Source organism: Pseudomonas fluorescens (assembly GCF_902497785.1).
GTDB lineage: Bacteria > Pseudomonadota > Gammaproteobacteria > Pseudomonadales > Pseudomonadaceae > Aquipseudomonas > Aquipseudomonas fluorescens_BO.
This window is the reverse complement of record NZ_CABVHK010000014.1, coordinates 122,917-141,856: the sequence shown is the minus strand read 5'-3', so window position 1 is coordinate 141,856 and position 18,940 is coordinate 122,917. Positions and strand designations below refer to the sequence as shown.

Genomic DNA, 18,940 nt, shown 5'->3' with positions numbered 1-18,940 from the left:
GGGCCCCCGTCGTCAGGCACGTAACAAGTGCTTTTGTGAGGACGACTACACTGACAATGCGTCTGCTCAGCACGTAACAGAAATAACCTCAACCAATTGATTTTAAAGGACAAAGCAACTTACTTGTAATCAGTAGGTCCCGGGTTCGACTCCTGGTGCCGGCACCATACAAAACGAAGCCCTCGCAGAAATGTGAGGGCTTTGTTGTTTCTGGAGTGTTGAAATTTTCGGCACTGCCACGTCCTCTCAAAAAACAACGCCTGCCCGCCCTACATGGCCCCTACTGGTCGCTCGCCCTTCAAAACGACCTTTATGCAGAATTATGAATTGGCAATAATTATGGCGTATCCATAAAAAGGGAGTTAGCCACGTAGCGGCGCTGAACCGACCGGCAAACCGAAAAAATGTCGGAAATTCCCTCAGTGTTCGGTGGAAATGCGCCCTTGAACATCTTTCATGTCGGACGCATCCCTCGCTCAACGACGCTTGTTTAATCCCTTCCCGCGTCACGTCCTGAAAGCTACAAAACCTTGCGGCGTTGCCTACGGTTACCTCAGAATCCGCCGGCTTGTGCGGCTTTACCTCGGGCTCTATCGTTGACCTGCCACTGCTCATCAGTGGTCGGGTTTAGCAGCTCGGGGTTTGTCTTTTGCACGTGCATCCATCACTCAGGTTTTTTATGCCTGGGGTTTGATGGTGGCTGTACGCAGGGCGCCTTCGGGCGCGCCGGCTTTGAGACGTTCCCCGGTCTGCTAACCTGCGTGCAGCTGCCACCCTTTTCGTTTAGCAGCGAAATGATTGGCACCCAATAGGGTAACGATCTCATGCCTAAAGTAACTCCCAACCCCCCGGATGCAGCCCACACCGCATCCGCCAACGAAAGCCCCAAAACCGAACCGCTCGACGAAGCCACCCCACGCGATGACGATGAATACCGAGCCTCCTTCGCCCACATCCGAGCCACCCCGCGCACGCCTTCCACGATGTTTATCGCCAACCCTGATGTCGATGTTCAAGATCTGCTTGGCTTTTCAAGCGAGGCGCTGGCCTCTGCCTGCGTGATGATCATGGATCAGGCAGACCGAGAAACCGGGCCAAGTCGCAACACGCTGCTGGGCGTTCACCTGATCATCTCCTCGATTGAAATTTCGGTGAACCGTGCACTGGACCACCTCGACCCCATTGGATAGAACGCGGCAGAACAGCGTCGGATTGATTTTCGTCCCTGCAAGACAAAGCCCTCATACGAGGGCTTTGTTGTTTCCGCGGACATTGTAGGAGCGAGCTGGCTCGCGGTGGTCTTGAACGATAATGCGTAAAAACCGATGCCCCTGATGACCTTAAGATTTTCGCGAGCAAGCTCGCTCCTACAGGGGAATGCGGTGTAAACATATTTCAGGACTAGGCACGCGATTGGTAAAACTGAGTCTTAGTGACCCGCGCTCTGCCCACCATCCACGTGCAGGATTTCGCCAGTGACAAAATTGGCGCTGTCCAGGTACACAACCGCATTCGCAATGTCGCTGATCTCGCCCATGTGCCCCATCGGGTGCAGAGCGCCCAGCGCTGCGTGGGTTTCTTCACCATGCATTGGCGTCTTGATGATGCCTGGGGAAACCGCGTTCACCCGAATCCCACGCTTGGCGTATTCGATGGCCAGGGATTTGGTCGCCGCGTTCAAACCACCTTTGGTCAGCGAAGCCAGTACCGACGGCACGCCGTCAATCGCGTGGTCGACCAGACTGGTGGTGATGCTGACGACGTGGCCGCTGCCCTGCTTTTCCATCTCGGTGATTGCGAGCTGGGTAATGTAGAAGAAGCCATTCAGGTTCACCGAGAGCACTGCGGCATAGTCTTCGGCGGTGTAGGCGGTGAAGGGTTTGGCAACGAAGATCCCGGCGTTGTTGACTAAGGTGTCGATACGGCCGAAACGGGCGATGGCTTCACGAATGACTTGTTGTGCGACTGCCGGGTCGCCGATGTCGCCAGCGACGGTGAGGATGTCCGGATCGGTAGACGGTTTGATCGAACGCGAAGTGGCGACCACTTTGTAATCCAGATCACGGAAAGCTTTGACCATGCCTGCGCCGAGACCTTGGGAGGCGCCTGTGATAACGATGACTTTTTTCGAATTGCTCATGATGAACCTCTACTAATAATGATGGTTTAGAAAACTAATGAATCAGGCTTCGGCGGGTTCCTTCGCCATTTGTCGCAACATTTGTTCGTAGTACTCGACCGATTGCGAACCCGACACCAGGTGGCGACCGTTGAGGACCATGGCCGGGACCGAATTGATGCCGCGCTGTTGGTAAAACGCTTCAAGCGCTCGTACTTCCTCGGCGAATGCTCCGGACGCCAATACCGTTTGGGCCGCCGCTGCATCCAGCCCCGCTTCGGCGGCCAGTCGAACCAGCGTCTCGCGGTCACTCGGGTTCTGGCCGTCGGTGAAGTAAGCGCTTAGCAGGATCTTTTTCAGCTCGACCTGGCGCCCTTCCTGCAATGCCCACAACAGCAACCGATGTGCATCAAAGGTGTTGTAGAAGTGGCTGCGTTTCTCCAGATCGAAGGTGAAACCGAGGGCCTCGCCGCGTTCGATCTGCATCGCTTTACCGGCGGCGACGTCTGCGGCGGTGCGGCCGTATTTGCGCATCAAATGCTCGACGGCTTTCTCGCCTTCGGCGGGCATGTTCGGGTTCAACTCGAACGGCTTGTAGGTCAGCTCGACCGAGACTTCACCCGCCACGTTTTCGATTGCCTGCTCCAGCGCCGTTGCACCCAAGGCGCACCACGGGCACACCACGTCAGAGATGAAATCGATGGAAACCGACGCCGTCACGACTTGCCCTCCTCTTCAGCCAGCTGCTTTCGGTACTGGGTGGTGGTGATGCCGGCGTAGCCCCAGTTATCGGTGTCGACTTCTTCGATCACGATGTGGGTCAGGTGCGGGTCCTTTTTGAGGACGCGTTCCAGTGTTTCAGTGATTTCAGCGATCACCTGAGCTTTCTGCTCAGAGGTAACGCCGTCGCGGGTGATGCGAACGCTTACAAAAGGCATGAGGAAAATCTCCAGTGACCTGCTCATCGGGATGATGGGTAGGTGTTGGAGCTCAATGTAGAAGTAAGCAGGCAGGGGATAAAGGTGGGGGCGGGAACATCATTAGTTACGCGGTGTAATGGATGTGGTGAAGTGTCACTCTTTAACCGCTTGAGTCGCTTGTTGATTCAACGGAGAAACCCCGGGCCAGTCAGGGCTATCTGTATCTCATTTGAACAATTCGGAATGGCTTCCAAGATCAACAAACGTCACCAGATCGGGCCGCGCGTGTTGATAAATCATTAAGAAATCGCCGCCTATGTGACATTCTCGAAAACCACTCCAATCGCCCGATAGAGGATGATCCAGATATTCCGGCGGTAGCTCCTCACCCAGAAAAAGCATGACCATCACTTGGCGAACTTCATTCATGTCACGGCGTCCGGCGCGCTTGTAACGCTCCCAAGACTTCTTGAATTCCGATGTTTGCGAGCACTGCCTGGGCAGCTCAGCGCGTTTTCGCTTTTTCTCCGGTTTCGCCATCAGCATCCCTCAGCATGTCGTCTATCGAATCGAACCGCTGGCGAATTTCGCGTGCTTGCACCATGGCGCGGGCGGTTTTTTCCGAAGGAACGCGGACCTCAAATGGCAAACCCTGAGTCGCCACGACCTGACGAAGAAAAAGTCGCATGGCATCACTGATGCTCAGGCCGCAAGCGCTCAAGACTTCAGTAGCACGCGCCTTCAAATCCTCATCAATGCGGCAACGCACGTCCGTGGTTTTCAGCAATGCACTCATGTTAATAACCTCTTGGTGAGTTGTAGCTACATTGGCGCTACCTCGAACATTGTGGGTGAGCGGGATCGTGAGGGTCAACTTCAGCGTGATGGACGGCCTCAATAACTAAGGGTGGTCAATGTCAGCTAAATTTCTCGTCCTGCATTTCAATCGATTGAGCTTGGGATGAAAATCAGCCTGATCCTATTCGCTCATGGGAATGGTCCCGGCAAAACGAAGGAAAAAGCCGATGAGCCTGAACGCCAATTCACAGCCGAAAAAAAACCCCGAACCAGTCGGGGCTTTCTTCTTCCTCAGCCTTGAATCAGGCCTCGATACCGCAATCCATCATCAGAAAACGTTGATCGGGTAATCCACAAACACACGCAGTTCGTTACCACTGACGTTGTACTCGCTCGACTTCTGCGAAACGCGCAGGACCGAGCTGCGCAGTCTCACGCTGAGGTCTTTGGCCGGGCCGCCTTGCACGACGTATTTGAACTGGTTGAAGATTTCGCGCTCGGTGCCACCTTCGCTGGTGGAAGTGGTGATGTTGTCGCCGCGCACGTAAGCCACGTTGTAGCTCAGACCTGGAACGCCGAAGGTGCTGAAATCCAGACCGTAGCCCAGCTGCCAGCTGCGTTCGTCTTCGGCGTTGAAGTCGGACCAGTAGGAGTTCGCCAGGTAGATGGTGTTGCCGCCATCGCCGACGCGACCTTGATCCTTCTGATAGCCGCCGTAGGCGTAGCCCAGGTTGCTGTCGCCGGTGCTGCGCTGGTGAGCGAGAGTGAACGAGTGTGGGCCGGTGGCGAAGGTCGCTGCCAGGCTCCAGATCTTGTTGTCGTCGCCGGTGGCGCCGCTTTCGCGCACGTAGGAATCTTCCAGCTTGGTGCGGTAGCCGTTGAAGTCCAGGGTCAGGGACTGATCTTTGTCGATCGGGACCACGTAGTTGGCGTTCACGTATTGTTTTTTCAACACGTCTTCAACGTCGGACGCGTACACCGCAGCCTTGAACTGTTCGGTGAACTGGTAGCTACCGCCCAATACGTTGATCGACTTCAGGCCACCGCTGTCACGACCTTCAGCGCTTTTGCGCGATTCGGCGGTGAAGCGACCAGCGTTCAGTTCCAGACCTTTGATCTCTTTCGAGGTGATCAGGGTACCGGTGTAGCTTTCCGGCAGCAGGCGCCCGTTGTCGTAGCTCAGCACCGGCAGGGCCGGCATCTGATCACCGTAGGTCAACACGGTGTTGGAGACACGGAATTTGACGGCTGCGCCGCCCTTGGCCAAGTCTTCGGAGGCGTCGCTGGTGCCGTGATCGCCCTTGACGAAGAAGTCGATGCCTTGCGCGCCGGTGCGACCTTTGCCACCATCCAGACGCAATGCGTACAGGCCAAAAGCGTCCACACCCACACCGACGGTGCCCTGGGTGAAACCGGACGAGAACGTACCGATCGCCGCTTGGCCCCACTCGGCTTTGTCCGGACGACCGTCTTTGTAGTCACGATTGATGTAGGCGTTGCGCAGCAGCACTTTGAGGCTGCTGTCTTCAACAAAACCCTTGGATTCGGCCTGGTCGTTAGCCATGGCCTGTGTAGCGCTCAACATCCCCAGAGCGATCAGGCTGATTCGCTTATTCAACATTTTATTTTTTTCCTTATTGCGGGTTGATACGCGCTGTGTCGAACCGCGGAAACGACGCTATCGCACTCTTTTTTCACCCGAAACAAAAAGGCCCGCCCACGAAAAATCGCGGCGGGCCTTCTTATTATTTTTGAGTCATGGCGGTTAGCCACAGGCGTTGGGGCGAATCCTAGTCGCGCCCGGAACCCTGTGTCAATTTCATGAATCGTCTGAAGATAGACAAAAATTGTCTAAGGCAAAATCAGGACGGAGGGCGCTGGCCCGGCTCTGTGGCCGGCCGTGCAGCCAGGGCAGGATCGAATTTATAGTTTTTAACGGCAAGATCAAAAAGATCGCAGCCTGCGGCAGCTCCAACGCCGGGCTCTGTAGGAGCTGCCGCAGGCTGCGATCTTCTGACCCGAACGGCATAACCGACGCTGCCCTCTCCCTGCACCCATAAAAAAAGCGCCGCCATCCCGGCAGCGCTTTTATCAATCCGTTGTTTATTCTTCTTATCCTTCCATCACATCCCGCAACGCATCCAGTTCCGCTTCGCTGAACAAACCAGCGGGGTAGCGCTCGATCATCATCCGGCGCGGATCAGGTTTTCTGATCTGACGCGTTCCATTGGATTTCAACCAGTGCGCCAGGACCTGGAGCGAATCGCTGTTTACTGCCAGGGGATGCAACGCCCGCTCGCTCACTACATTCACTTCGGCGTTCATTTCCGCGCTCTCTCCTGGTGTGTGAGCGGCTAACTTATCCAAGGTTTATGACAGAACATCGCCGTTCTCCCCTCCCTGTTTTGCATCAGGAGAGATACAAGAGCTGTGCCAATGTGTTGCGACGGTCGACAGGCGGAGACAAAAAAGCCCGCAGTCCCAATGGGCTGCGGGCTTTGTGCACGCGGTGAAAGGAAAGAAGATTTATGCAGTCAACTCAGCCTGTTACATCTCCACTCACTCTTTATGCGGCGCAGGCTGCTGTTGGGTAAGGCAGTGGATGTTACCGCCGCCCAGTAACAGTTCGCGTCCAGGCACCATGACCACTTCGTGCTGCGGGAACAGGCTCTGCAAAATCTCTTTGGCAGGGCCGTCCAAAGGATCGTCGAAGCTCGGCGCGATGATGCCGCCGTTGACGATCAAGAAGTTCACATAGGAACCGGCCAGACGCACCGACGGATTGCGCTCCTGGGTACCGTCTACCGGGTCGACACCGGCGCACTCTTCTTCGGTCGCATACAGCGGCCCCGGAATCGGCATCTTGTGCACGGTGAACGGGCGGCCCTTGGCGTCGGTGCTGCTTTGCAGCACGTTCATCGCGGCCTGACAGCGCGGGTAGTTCGGGTCTTGCGGGTCGTCAGTCCAGGCCAGCAATACTTCACCGGGACGCACGTAGCAGCAGAAGTTATCCACATGACCATCGGTTTCGTCGTTGAACAAACCGTCTGGCAGCCAGATGATTTTATCCACAGCCAGATGGGCGCTGAGTACCGCTTCGATGTCAGCACGGGTCAGGTGCGGGTTGCGATTGCGGTTGAGCAGGCATTCTTCGGTGGTGATCAGGGTGCCTTCGCCATCAACGTGAATCGAACCGCCTTCGAGCACGAAGCCCTCGGTGCGATAACGCTGGCTGCGCTCGATTTCGAGGATCTTGCCGCCGACTTGCGAATCACGGTTCCACGGCGAATACAGGCCACCGTCAAAGCCGCCCCAGGAATTGAAATCCCAGTTCACACCGCGGACTTCACCGTTGTTATTGATGACAAATGTCGGGCCCGTATCGCGAACCCAGGCGTCGTCGCTGGACATCTCGACCACACGAATATTCGGCACATCGAGTCGGGCACGGGCGTTTTCGTACTGGCCGGCGGAAACCGCCACGGTCACCGGTTCAAAACGCGCGATGGCCTTGGCCACGGCCACGTGCGCGGCTTGCGCGGGTTTGCCGCCCAGGCGCCAGTTGTCCGGGCGCTCGGGCCAGATCATCCAGGTCTGGGTTTGTGGCGCCCACTCGGCGGGCATGTAGAAGCCGTCGGCGCGCGGGGTGCTGTTTAAAGTGGTCATGCGGTCAGGACTCCAGGGAACCGTCGAGGGTTTTGATCGCATTGTATAGGTTCGGGCGACGATCACGGAACGAACCCCAGGCGCTGCGAATGTGCTCCAGTTCGTCAAGGTCGAAGCGGTGAACCAGTACGCCTTCTTCGGTCTCGCCGAGTTCCTGGACCTTTTCGCCGAACTGGTTGGCGATGAACGAGGAACCGTAGAACGTGATGTCGTAGCCGTCCTGCTCTTCGTTGCCGATGCGATTGCTGGCGATCAGCGGCATCAAGTTCGCGCCAGCATGACCCTGTTGCACCCGCTGCCAGTGGTCACGGGAGGAGATGGTCTTGTCGTGCGGCTCGCTGCCGATGGCGGTCGGGTAGAACAGAATTTCCGCGCCGAGCAACGCCATGCTGCGCGCGCACTCCGGGAACCACTGATCCCAGCAGATGCCCACGCCAATTTTTGCGTAGCGGGTGTTCCACACTTTGAAACCGGTGTCGCCGGGGTTGAAGTAGTACTTTTCGTGGTAGCCGGGGCCGTCCGGGATGTGGCTTTTACGATAAATCCCGAGGTTGGAGCCGTCGGCGTCGATGATCGCGATGCTGTTGAAGCGCGCGCGGCCAGCCAGTTCGTAAAAGCTGATCGGCAAAACCACTTGCAGTTCCCTGGCGACTTTCTGGAAATGCTTGATGGCGACGTTGTCTTCGACCGTGGTCGCCAACTGCAGGTAATCGGCGTTCGGCTTCTGGCAGAAGTACGGTGCCTCGAACAGTTCCTGGATCAGGATGATCTGCGCGCCTTTGGCCGCAGCGTCGCGGACCAGCCTTTCAGCGGTTTCGAGGTTGGCTTCAAGGTCCCAGGAACAGGCCATCTGGGTGGCGGCGACGGTAACGATACGGCTCATGAATCATCTCCGGGCAAGTGCTGTGGGTCGAGTGGGGCATCGACCGATGACAGAAACGGGAAGCGCCGGGCGTGATGAGACGCGTCGCGGCAATGGCGACTTTATATCCGATAAAAATCGGCTTTAAAAGCAATTAATTCCTAGATTTAGAATATTTATACTTTAATCACCGATAATAATCCGTCTTAGGCGATCACCGTAGGAGCTGCCGAGTGCAACGAGGCTGCGATCTTTTGATGCTGCTTTGAAAACAAGATCAAAAGATCGCAGCCTCGTTGCACTCGACAGCTCCTACAGGGAAGTGGACATCCGACTCACAGTCCTTCTGCGAGCACCTTCGCCAGCATGTCGACAAAGAAATCCACGCTCTGGCGCGAGGTGACCATTGGCGGCTTGATTTTGAGAACGTTGAGGAAATCACCGGTCGGCTGCATGAAAATCCCCAACTCCCGCAGACGATCACACAACGCTGTCGTTTCTTCAGTCGCCGGTTCCAGCGTTTCCCGATCGCGGATCAATTCAACGCCCAGATAGAAACCCGAGCCATGCACCGCGCCCACCAGCGGATGGCTATCGATCAACGCTTCCAGGCGCTCCTTGAAATACCCGCCCACCACCTGGGCGTTTTCCCAGAGCTTCTCCTCCTCCATCACATCCAGAACCGCCATGCCGATCTGGCAACTGACCGGGCTACCACCGGCCGATGAGAAGAAATAACCCTCGGCCTCCAGCGCTTCAGCGATTTCCCGGCGGGTGATCACTGCACCCAGCGGCTGGCCGTTGCCCATGCCTTTGGCCATGGTGATGATGTCCGGCACCACGCCTTGCTCTTCGAAGCCCCAGAAGAAGTTGCCCATGCGCCCGTAACCGACCTGCACTTCGTCGGCGATGCACACGCCGCCCTTAGCGCGAACCAACCCGTAGACCTGCTGCAAATAACCCGGCGGCAGCGAGATGCCGCCGGCATTGCCATACACCGGCTCGCAAATAAAACCGGCCAACGGGCGGCCTTGCGCGGTAATTTTCGCAAGGGTGTGTTCAACGCTGCGCACGTAATCCGGCGCACTGTCGGGGCCGCGGAATTCGCCGCGATAGGTATTTGGCGCGGAGACCGGATGCACCCAGTCCGGACGGCTGCTCAGCGCCTTGGGATTGTCGGCAATCGAGGTCGAGACCGCGTCCGCGCCCACCGTCCAGCCGTGATAGGCCTCAAGCACGCTGACGATGTCGCGACCGCCGCTGTAGGCCCATGCCAGACGGATCGCCAGGTCATTGGCCTCACTGCCGCTGTTGACCAGAAATACGCGGTCCATGCCATCGGGCGACAACTTCAGCAGCCGCTCGGAAAACTCGGCAACCGCCGCATAGTTGAACCGCGAGTTGGTGTTGAGCAACGACCACTGCCGGCTCGCCACCGCCGCCATGCGTGGATGGCCGTGACCGAGCACTGCAACGTTGTTGAGCATGTCGAGGTAGGAGCGGCCCTGCATGTCGATCAGGTGATTGCGCCAGCCGCGCTCGATGCGCGGCGGGTCGACGTAGTAGTGCTTTTGCGTGCGGGCAAAACTGGCGTCGCGGCGCGCCAGCAGCGTTTGCGCATCGAGCTCGGCCTCGGCGTCACACGCCAGCCCCAGCAGCGCCGCGGGTGACGGGCACAGCGCTTGCCAGGCCGCCGCGCGAGATGGCGTGCAAAACAACGGCGCATCGAACGCAGCGCCTCGGCACAACTGCACGATCAACGGCCCGCTGACCGTTCCCAGCACCTGGCCTTTGACCAGCGCCGCGCCTGCGTGCAGCGAAGGCTTTACACCCCACAGCCGCACACTCAGTTGCGGGCCATCCAGCTGCAACAGGCCGGGCGCCGGTTGATGGACGACCCCGGCAAACGGCGATTCCACCGCCGTGCCGTCAGGCACTCGCAACTCCACATGCAACGGGCAGGTGTCCGGTTCGCTGGCGCTGTCCGGCTGAGTGCGGGACAAACGGTACTGTCCGTAACGGCTGGCCGCCAAGCCATGCGCCGCAGCCGCTTCACTCAACAGCCGTTGATCGATCCCTGGCTGTTCCCAGTTTCCGGCCTCGAAATGCGGGCTGAGCACCCCCAGGTCAATCAAGGCAAATTCACGCCCCACCAGGCTCGGCAGCAACGGCGCAAAACCTTCGCTGCCGATGTCTGGCAGGCTGTGGCCGACGGCCGTGAGGATCGCCGCTTCCATCAACGCCAACGGCACCGACGTCGCCACGCGGAAAATCTCCCACTCGTGGGTCAGGTTGTCGCGACTGTATTGGTTAGCCGGATCGATGTTCACCTGCTGCTCACCGCTGAGTACCAACACCGCCGCCCGCGCGACGATCAACGGCCACAGCGCCAGCAGCTCTTCATGTTGCAACGGATTGACGGCGTGATACGCCTGGACCGCCGGCACTATGTAGAACGGATCGCCACCGGCATGGTGCAACAGTGCCGCACAAGTGACCGACAGATCAGTAATGCGCCAGGTGCGGATCAGGTCGCCAAAGTCGATCACGCCCTGAAGTTGCCACTGGCGTTGCGAATCGCGCTGCCAGACCACGTTGTCATCGGTGATGTCCATGTGAATGGCCTGCACTGGCAGCTTGCCGACCAACGGCTGCAAATGCCGCTCGGCCTGTTCGGCCACTTGTGCGATCAACACGCGCTGCGCGTCATCTTTAATCACCGGCAGCAGATGCGCGATCAACGCGTTGGCGTGGCGAGCGTCCCATTGCAGGGTGCGTTCAAGGCCCGGATGGTCGAAATCGGCCAGCGCCAGGTCCATTTCACCGCAGAGCCGGCCGAAACCGGCCACCACGGAACCGGGCAGATGGTCCAGATGGGTGAGCGACTGGCCTTCGATGTATTCGAGCAGGCGCACGTGCACGGCTTGTCCACCGACTTCCAGTGAAAGCAGGTCGGAACCCGTCCGGGCCGCAATCACGCGCGGCACCGGTACACCCGAGTGCTGCGCCAGATGCTTGAGCCCGGCGTGTTGGGCTTGCAGTTCCAGCGCCGAATAATCACCACGGCAGATTTTCAGGACGAAACGCCCCTCGTTGCTGTCGACCCGGTAGTTGAGATCCTGCTGACTGCCGAGGGCCTGCAACCTTCCGCTCAGCCCGTAATGCCCCTCGAGCAGCTCAAGCGCTTGCGTCGCAGACACCTGCGGGCTGGGCAAACTGGCGCGATGAATCAACGTGGCGAGCGGCATACAACGACCCCTGAAATGGTATTAGGCGCCTATATCGCCACCGCGTCGGTGGATAATCAACCCCCTGTTAAAGGGGCAAAACTCAAATAGCCGACACAACCCTCTTGCACCACCCCTCTACTGCCGACAAGCTATGCTCATTTGCTTCAATCGTCTTACAGATAAAGGCTGGCCTACATGCGAATTCTCATCACCGGCGGTGCCGGGTTCATTGGTTCTGCCCTGATTCGCCACCTGATCCGACACACAGAGCACGAAGTGCTCAATCTCGACAAACTGACCTATGCCGGCAATCTGGAATCGCTGACCAGCATCGCCACTGACACGCGCTACGAATTCGTCCAGGCCGATATCGTTGATCAGGCGACCGTCAGCGAAGTCCTGGCACGTTTCCAGCCCCACGCGATCATGCACCTGGCGGCGGAATCCCACGTCGACCGTTCCATTGACGGTCCGTCGGATTTCATTCAAACCAATATCGTCGGCACTTACAGCCTGCTGGAAGCAACCCGCGCCTACTGGCAAACCCTGGCCGAGCCGGAAAAAAGCGCGTTTCGCTTCCACCACATCTCCACCGATGAGGTCTATGGCGACCTGCACGGCGTCGATGACCTGTTTACCGAAACGACGCCCTATGCGCCAAGCTCGCCCTACTCGGCGAGCAAAGCGGCCTCCGACCACCTTGTCCGCGCCTGGCAGCGCACCTACGGCCTGCCGGTGTTGCTGACCAATTGCTCGAACAATTACGGGCCGTTTCACTTCCCCGAAAAACTGATCCCGCTGGTGATCCTCAACGCCCTGGCCGGCAAACCGCTGCCGGTCTACGGGAACGGCCTGCAGGTTCGCGACTGGCTGTTTGTCGAAGATCACGCCCGCGCGCTGTTCAAAGTGGTCACCGAAGGCGTGGTCGGCGAGACCTACAACATCGGCGGGCACAACGAGCAGAAGAACATCGACGTGGTACGTGGCATTTGCGCGCTGCTGGAAGAGTTGGCGCCGCACAAGCCTGAAGGCGTCGCGCACTTTGCCGACCTGATCACCTTCGTCCAGGATCGTCCTGGCCATGACCTGCGCTACGCGATCGATGCCAGCAAGATTGAGCGCGAACTGGGCTGGGTGCCCGAAGAGACTTTCGAGACCGGCCTGCGCAAAACCGTTCAGTGGTATCTGGATAATCTGGAGTGGTGCCGTCGCGTTCAGGACGGCAGCTATCAGGGTGAACGACTGGGCGCCATCAACACCAAGGAGTTGCTCGCATGATGAAAGGAATTGTTTTGGCCGGGGGTTCGGGCACACGTCTGCACCCGATCACGCTGGGCGTGTCCAAACAACTGCTGCCGATCTACGACAAACCGATGATCTATTACCCGATCTCGGTGCTGATGCTGGCCGGCATCAAGGAAATCCTGGTGATTTCCACCCCGCAGGACCTGCCGCAATATCGCAACCTGCTGGGCGATGGCAGTCAGTTCGGCGTGCAGTTCAGCTACGCCGAACAGCCTAAGCCGGATGGCCTGGCCCAGGCGTTTCTGATTGGTGAGCAATTCATCGGCAAGAACCCGGTGTGCCTGATCCTCGGCGACAACATCTTCCATGGTCAGCGTTTCAGCGAACAATTGAATAACGCGGTCAATCGCCCGTCAGGCGCCACCGTGTTCGGCTACTGGGTCAAAGACCCGGAGCGCTTCGGTGTGATTGATTTCGACGACGAAGGCCGCGCCCTGTCGATTGAAGAAAAGCCGAAAGTCCCGAAATCCAGCTATGCCGTCACCGGCCTGTATTTCTACGACAACGACGTGATCGAGATCGCCAAGGCTGTGAAGCCGTCGCCACGCGGCGAGCTGGAAATCACCGACGTCAACAATGCCTACCTCAAGCGTGGCGACCTGCAAGTCGAGCGTTTCGGTCGCGGCTTCGCCTGGCTGGACACCGGCACCCACGACAGCTTGCTCGAAGCGTCTCAGTACGTGCAGACCATCGAGCATCGCCAAGGGCTGAAAGTCGCTTGCCTCGAAGAAATCGCCTACGAAAAAGGCTGGATCGACCGCGAACATTTGCTTGAACGCGCCAAGTATTTTGGCAAGACCGGGTATGGTCAGTACCTCTACAAACTGGCTGAGGGTGGACAATGAAGGTGATTGAAACCGCGCTGCCGGAAGTGTTGATCCTTGAGCCCAAGGTCTTCGGCGACGAGCGCGGCTTTTTCTACGAAAGCTTCAACGCCAAGGCGTTCGAAGACGCGACGGGCCTGAAGCGCGAGTTCGTTCAGGACAACCATTCCCGCTCGCAAAAAGGCGTGCTGCGCGGCCTGCACTATCAACTGGAAAACACCCAGGGAAAACTGGTGCGGGTGACCGCCGGTGAAGTGCTGGATGTGGCCGTCGATGTTCGTCGCGACTCGGCGAATTTTGGCCAGTGGGTGGCGGTGCGTTTGTCCGCAGAAAACCGCCGTCAACTGTGGGTGCCGGAAGGGTTTGCCCACGGGTTCGCGGTGTTGAGTGACTTCGCCGAATTTCTCTACAAGACCACCGACTACTACAACCCGTCCGCCGAACGTTGTATCCGTTGGGACGACCCGACCCTCGCCATCGATTGGGAACTGGAAGAAGCCCCGCAACTGTCGGCCAAAGATAAACTAGGCAAAACCTTGCAAGAGATCGATCTGTTTCCATGAGAATTCTTATTAGCGGTCAACATGGACAGGTTTCGAGTGAGTTGCAAAAGCGCCTGGGTGTACTGGGCGAGGTAGTGGTTCCAGGGCGGAGTCAGCTTGACCTGTCTCAACCCGGGCAGATTCGTCAGCAGGTGCGGCAGGTCCGTCCCGACCTGATCATCAACGCCGCCGCGTATACCGCAGTCGACAAGGCTGAAAACGATCCGCTGACCGCGTTCGCGGTCAACGCCGAGGCGCCGGGCATTCTGGCTGAAGAAGCCTTGGCGCTCGGCATTCCGCTGATTCACTACTCCACCGACTACGTGTTCGACGGTCGCAAAAGCGCGCCGTACACCGAAGCCGACGCGACCAACCCGCTGGGCGTTTACGGCCAGAGCAAACTGGCGGGCGAACGGGCTATCAGCGCCGTACAGGGCCAGCACCTGATCCTGCGCACCAGTTGGGTTTACTCGGCCCACGGCCACAACTTCCTGTTGACCATGCAACGTCTGCTGCAAGAAAAACCGGAGATGCGCATCGTTGCTGACCAGATCGGAGCGCCTACCTGGGCCGGCACGATCGCCAACAGCACCCTCGCCCTGATCGAGCGCTGGCAGGCCGGCGAAACTGGCGCCTGGGGCACCTATCACCTGACTGCCCAAGGTGAAACGTCCTGGTTCGGTTTCGCCCAGGCCATTGGCGAAGCGCTGCGCGACCAAGGAAAGCCTTGCGCCAACTTGCTGCCGATTCCGTCCAGCGAATACCCGACACCGGCCGCACGCCCGCTGAACTCGCGGCTGGATTGCTCACTGCTGCTGCGCGAATGGGGCGTCAGTCAGCCGGACTGGCAAACAGCGCTGCGCGAGTGTCTTGCCGGGCAAGCCTAGGCATAATGCGCCTGTACCCCCAGGCGCCTGATGCTCATGACCCCGACCCTCCCCCGCAGACCCCGCTGGCGCAGCCTCGCACTGCTCGCGCTGTGCCTGGCGCCGTTGCTGTGGCCGCTGGAGCACCTGGCCGAGCGTTACTACCGCAGCGAACTGGCGGGGCAGAACCGTCAGACCCTCGACCTGTACGTCGCCAACCTGCTGGGCACCCTGCACCGTTATGAAGTGCTGCCGCAGATCCTCGGCGAACTACCCGCCCTGCGCAGCGTGCTCGGGGCTCCCGACGACGGGGTGACCCAAGGCAACGCCAACCGCCTGCTGAAAAACATCAGCGCGCAGACCGGTGCCGAAGTCATGTACCTGATGGACACCCGCGGCAAGACGCTCGCGGCGTCCAACTGGGACAAACACGACAGCTTTGTCGGCCGCAATTTTTCGTTCCGCCCGTATTTCAGCGAGGCCATGGCCGGACGGCTCGGGCGCTTCTTCGGGCTGGGCACCACTTCGGCCAAACGCGGTTATTTCTTTGCTGCGGCGGTGCGCGACGGCGAGAGAATACTCGGCGTGCTGGTGGTCAAGGTCGACCTCGACCACACCGAAAGCCTGTGGGGCAAAACCCCGGAGCAACTGCTGGTGACCGACCACAACGGCGTGGTCATTCTCACGTCGCGGCCGGAATGGCGGTTCGGCTCGACCCGGCCGTTGACCGATGCCGAGCGCAAGGCGATCACCGCGATTCAACCTTACCCGACCCGTGATCCGCAGCCGTTAAACCTCACCCCCAACGCCTGGCTGACGCAGACCCGGCAGATCGACGAAACCGGCTGGAGCGTCAGCATTCTCGCGCCCCGCACCCTGATCGATCGCCCGGTGCGCACGGTGGTCGCCATCGGTGGTGCGACGCTGCTGGTGTTGATGTTGTTGCTGGGCCTGATGATGCAACGTCGTCGCCACTACCTGGAACGGATCGCCTTTGAAGCCAAGGCTCGCCGGGAGCTGGAGGCCCGCGTAGCCGAGCGCACCAGCGACCTCGAAGGCCTCAACCGCCGCCTGAAACAGGAAGTGCTGGAGCGCGAACACGCGCAGCAGGAACTGGTCCGCGCCCAGGACGATCTGGTGCAGGCCGGCAAGCTCTCGGCGCTCGGCACCATGTCGGCCAGCATCAGCCACGAACTCAATCAACCGCTGGCCGCGATCCGCAGCTACGCGGAAAACGCCGAAGTGCTGCTCGATCATCAGCGCACCGACGATGCGCGGGGCAACCTCAAGCTGATCAGCGAACTGACCGGGCGCATGGCCTCGATCATTGCGCACCTGCGCGCCTTTGCCCGGCGCGACCGCCACGCCCCGGAAAGCGTGGCGCTGCAACCGGCGCTGGATGACGCGCTGGCGCTGTTGGCCAAGCGCCGACGGAGCATGGAAGTGGAATTGATCCGCGACCTGCCGGCGGCGGCGCTGTGGGTCGAGGCCGGCGAAACCCGCCTGCGTCAGGTGCTCGGCAACCTGTTGGCCAACGCCCTCGACGCGCTGACGGAAAAAGGCCCGCCGCGTAAACTCTGGTTGAGTGCCCAATCCACGGCCGAAGGCGTCACTCTGTACATTCGCGACAACGGCCCGGGGTTTTGCATGGAAGCCCTCGGTCGTGCCAGCGAGCCCTTTTACACCACCAAGACCCGCACCCAGGGGCTGGGTTTGGGGCTGGCGATTTGCGAAACGCTGATGCGCGCCTTTGGTGGTGAGCTGTCGTTCGCCAACCACAAGGAAGGGGGCGCCCTGATTACCCTGAAACTGCGCGCCGGCGCACCGGGCGTAAGCCTGCAACCGTCCGAGGACCGAAGTGCATGACCATCGACAACCGCATTCAGGTCGTGCTGATCGACGACGATCCCCACCTGCGTCAAGCCTTGAGCCAGACGCTGGATCTGGCCGGTCTGAAAATCCTCCCGCTGGCCGAAGCCAAGGGCCTGGCCGGGCAACTGGAACGCGACTGGCCGGGCGTGGTGGTCAGCGACATCCGCATGCCCGGCATGGACGGCCTCGAACTGCTGAGCGAACTGCACGCCCAGGACCCGGAGCTGCCGGTGCTGCTGATTACCGGGCACGGCGATGTGCCGCTGGCAGTGCAAGCGATGCGCGCCGGGGCGTATGACTTCCTCGAAAAACCCTTCGCCAGCGATGCGTTGCTCGACAGCGTACGCCGCGCGCTGGCGTTGCGCCGGTTGGTGCTGGACAACCGCAGCCTGCGCCTGGCTCTCAGCGATCGCAACCAATTGAGCACCCGCCTGGTCGGCCAATCGGCGCCGATGTTGCGCCTGCGCGAGCAGATCGGTGCGTTGGCGGCGACCAAGGCCGACGTGCTGATCCTCGGCGAAACCGGTGCCGGCAAAGAAGTCGTGGCCCGGGCGCTGCACGATTTATCCAGTCGGCGTAACGGCCCGTTCGTGGCGATCAACGCCGGAGCGCTGGCCGAATCGGTGGTGGAAAGCGAATTGTTCGGACATGAGCCGGGGGCTTTTACCGGCGCGCAAAAACGCCGCATCGGCAAGTTTGAATTCGCCAATGGCGGCACGCTGTTCCTCGATGAAATCGAAAGCATGAGCCTGGACGTGCAGGTGAAATTGCTGCGCTTGCTGCAAGAGCGGGTGGTCGAGCGTCTGGGCGGCAATCAGCTGATCCCGCTGGACATCCGCATCATCGCCGCGACCAAGGAAGACCTGCGTCAATCTGCCGATCAGGGCCGCTTCCGTGCCGACTTGTATTACCGCCTGAACGTCGCGCCGCTGCGCATTCCCCCATTGCGCGAACGCGGTGAAGACGCGCTGATGTTGTTCCAGCATTTTGCCGATGAAGCCAGCGCCCGCCACGGCTTGCCGCCCCATGAACTGCAGCCGGGGCAACGCGCCTTGCTGCTGCGACACACCTGGCCGGGTAACGTGCGCGAATTGCAAAACGCTGCCGAACGCTTTGCCCTCGGCCTGGAACTGGCGCTGGACAACAACGCGCCCGATGGCGGGGCCGGCACGATGGTCGAAGTGGTCAGTGGCGGCTTGAGCGAGCAGGTGGAAAATTTCGAGAAATCGTTGATTGCCGCCGAACTGACGCGCTCGCACGGCTCCGTACGCAGCCTCGCCGAAGCCCTCGGCATTCCGCGCAAAACCTTGCACGACAAACTGCGCAAGCACGGGCTGAACTTCGCCGACAGCGGCGCCAGCCACACTGATGAACTCGACTGAGCCGTCACTTCAACCTAGAGGCCCCTCATGAATCGCGACAGTCGTCACCTGGAATCAGTTCTGCACCGCGACATTCCCCTGACGCAGGCCATGGGCGTCAAAGTGCTCGACTGGCATGACCGGCAACTGCGTTTGCACCTGCCGCTGGAAGCCAACGTCAATCACAAGAGCACCATGTTCGGCGGCAGCTTGTATTGCGGCGCCGTACTGGCGGGTTGGGGCTGGCTGCATTTGCGCCTGCGCGAGGAAGGGATCGAAGACGGGCACATCGTGATCCACGAAGGGCAGATCAGCTACCCGCTGCCGGTGACCATGGACGCCATTGCGATCTGTCAGGCACCGAGTGAAGCGGTGTGGAAAAAGTTTCTGGCGATGTATCAGCGCTATGGACGAGCGCGGTTGACGTTGCATTCGCGGATTGTGAATGCCGAGAGCGATGAAGAAGCCGTGAAATTTTCCGGGCAATTCGTGTTGCACCGGTAACGCAAAAAATCGCAGCCTCGTTGCACTCGACAGCTCCTACGGGTAGGAGCTGTCGAGTGCAACGAGGCTGC

At 59.5% G+C, this 18,940-nt stretch carries 19 protein-coding genes; 9 read left to right on the top strand and 10 right to left on the bottom strand.

Annotated features, from left to right (window positions below; genetic code table 11):
• Positions 1-824 precede the first annotated feature (824 nt).
• Complete coding sequence (locus F8N62_RS21135; RefSeq protein WP_150712500.1) at positions 825-1,190, top strand: DUF6124 family protein; 366 nt, start codon at positions 825-827, stop codon at positions 1,188-1,190.
• Positions 1,191-1,429: 239 nt separating this feature from the next.
• Here F8N62_RS21135 and F8N62_RS21130 read toward each other — a convergent pair whose 3' ends face one another.
• The 5 genes from F8N62_RS21130 to F8N62_RS21110 form a co-directional block, all read right to left on the bottom strand.
• Positions 1,430-2,140 carry an SDR family NAD(P)-dependent oxidoreductase gene (locus F8N62_RS21130; RefSeq protein ID WP_150712499.1) on the bottom strand — a complete coding sequence of 237 codons (711 nt, stop codon included), beginning with the start codon at positions 2,138-2,140 and terminating at the stop codon, positions 1,430-1,432.
• Between the two features lie 42 nt (positions 2,141-2,182).
• The gene (locus tag F8N62_RS21125; RefSeq protein ID WP_150712498.1) at positions 2,183-2,839 is read right to left on the bottom strand and encodes a DsbA family oxidoreductase; all 657 of its coding nucleotides are present in this window, start codon (positions 2,837-2,839) and stop codon (positions 2,183-2,185) included.
• On the bottom strand, positions 2,836-3,057 hold the full coding sequence (locus F8N62_RS21120; protein WP_138963756.1) for a tautomerase family protein: 222 nt from the start codon (positions 3,055-3,057) through the stop codon (positions 2,836-2,838). The genes F8N62_RS21125 and F8N62_RS21120 overlap by 4 nt, the downstream gene beginning before the upstream one ends.
• Positions 3,058-3,264: 207 nt before the next feature.
• A complete protein-coding gene (locus F8N62_RS21115) occupies positions 3,265-3,579 on the bottom strand; it encodes a type II toxin-antitoxin system YafQ family toxin (RefSeq protein ID WP_150712497.1) in 315 nt (104 codons plus the stop codon).
• The gene (locus F8N62_RS21110) at positions 3,545-3,835 is read right to left on the bottom strand and encodes a type II toxin-antitoxin system RelB/DinJ family antitoxin (RefSeq protein WP_150712496.1); all 291 of its coding nucleotides are present in this window, start codon (positions 3,833-3,835) and stop codon (positions 3,545-3,547) included. Before F8N62_RS21110 ends, F8N62_RS21115 begins: the two co-directional genes overlap by 35 nt.
• A gap of 229 nt (positions 3,836-4,064) precedes the next feature.
• Here F8N62_RS21110 and F8N62_RS32080 point away from each other — a divergent pair, with 229 nt between their 5' ends.
• On the top strand, positions 4,065-4,187 hold the full coding sequence (locus F8N62_RS32080; RefSeq protein ID WP_263597225.1) for a hypothetical protein: 123 nt from the start codon (positions 4,065-4,067) through the stop codon (positions 4,185-4,187).
• Here F8N62_RS32080 and F8N62_RS21105 read toward each other — a convergent pair.
• The 5 genes from F8N62_RS21105 to F8N62_RS21085 form a co-directional block, all read right to left on the bottom strand.
• Positions 4,166-5,458: an OprD family porin gene (locus tag F8N62_RS21105; protein ID WP_150712495.1), complete on the bottom strand. Its 1,293-nt coding sequence runs from the start codon at positions 5,456-5,458 to the stop codon at positions 4,166-4,168. The two genes, F8N62_RS32080 and F8N62_RS21105, sit on opposite strands and share 22 nt — an antisense overlap.
• A gap of 491 nt (positions 5,459-5,949) precedes the next feature.
• Positions 5,950-6,162, bottom strand: a complete 213-nt coding sequence (locus F8N62_RS21100; RefSeq protein ID WP_150712494.1) for a hypothetical protein — start codon at positions 6,160-6,162, stop codon at positions 5,950-5,952.
• 234 nt (positions 6,163-6,396) lie between these two features.
• The gene (gene aguA, locus F8N62_RS21095; RefSeq protein ID WP_150712493.1) at positions 6,397-7,503 is read right to left on the bottom strand and encodes an agmatine deiminase; all 1,107 of its coding nucleotides are present in this window, start codon (positions 7,501-7,503) and stop codon (positions 6,397-6,399) included.
• Between the two features lie 4 nt (positions 7,504-7,507).
• On the bottom strand, positions 7,508-8,386 hold the full coding sequence (aguB, locus tag F8N62_RS21090) for an N-carbamoylputrescine amidase (RefSeq protein WP_150712492.1): 879 nt from the start codon (positions 8,384-8,386) through the stop codon (positions 7,508-7,510).
• A gap of 314 nt (positions 8,387-8,700) precedes the next feature.
• Positions 8,701-11,613 (bottom strand): aminotransferase, encoded by a 2,913-nt coding sequence (locus F8N62_RS21085; RefSeq protein WP_150712491.1) that lies wholly within the window; start codon positions 11,611-11,613, stop codon positions 8,701-8,703.
• Positions 11,614-11,790: 177 nt separating this feature from the next.
• Between F8N62_RS21085 and rfbB the strand changes: the two genes are divergently transcribed.
• Genes rfbB through F8N62_RS21050 form a run of 7 tightly spaced genes read left to right on the top strand, consistent with a single transcriptional unit; the run spans position 11,791 to position 18,869 of the window.
• Positions 11,791-12,873: a dTDP-glucose 4,6-dehydratase gene (gene rfbB, locus F8N62_RS21080; RefSeq protein ID WP_150712490.1), complete on the top strand. Its 1,083-nt coding sequence runs from the start codon at positions 11,791-11,793 to the stop codon at positions 12,871-12,873.
• Positions 12,870-13,745 carry a glucose-1-phosphate thymidylyltransferase RfbA gene (rfbA, locus tag F8N62_RS21075; protein WP_150712489.1) on the top strand — a complete coding sequence of 292 codons (876 nt, stop codon included), beginning with the start codon at positions 12,870-12,872 and terminating at the stop codon, positions 13,743-13,745. The genes rfbB and rfbA overlap by 4 nt, the downstream gene beginning before the upstream one ends.
• A complete protein-coding gene (gene rfbC / locus F8N62_RS21070) occupies positions 13,742-14,287 on the top strand; it encodes a dTDP-4-dehydrorhamnose 3,5-epimerase (protein ID WP_150712488.1) in 546 nt (181 codons plus the stop codon). The genes rfbA and rfbC overlap by 4 nt, the downstream gene beginning before the upstream one ends.
• Complete coding sequence (rfbD, locus tag F8N62_RS21065; protein WP_150712487.1) at positions 14,284-15,153, top strand: dTDP-4-dehydrorhamnose reductase; 870 nt, start codon at positions 14,284-14,286, stop codon at positions 15,151-15,153. The genes rfbC and rfbD overlap by 4 nt, the downstream gene beginning before the upstream one ends.
• 36 nt (positions 15,154-15,189) lie before the next feature.
• Positions 15,190-16,998: a sensor histidine kinase gene (locus F8N62_RS21060; protein WP_150712486.1), complete on the top strand. Its 1,809-nt coding sequence runs from the start codon at positions 15,190-15,192 to the stop codon at positions 16,996-16,998.
• Entirely contained in the window at positions 16,995-18,386 is a 1,392-nt protein-coding gene (locus tag F8N62_RS21055) for a sigma-54-dependent transcriptional regulator (RefSeq protein WP_150712485.1), read from the top strand. The genes F8N62_RS21060 and F8N62_RS21055 overlap by 4 nt, the downstream gene beginning before the upstream one ends.
• Positions 18,387-18,413: 27 nt before the next feature.
• Positions 18,414-18,869 (top strand): YiiD C-terminal domain-containing protein, encoded by a 456-nt coding sequence (locus F8N62_RS21050; protein WP_150712484.1) that lies wholly within the window; start codon positions 18,414-18,416, stop codon positions 18,867-18,869.
• Positions 18,870-18,940 lie beyond the last annotated feature (71 nt).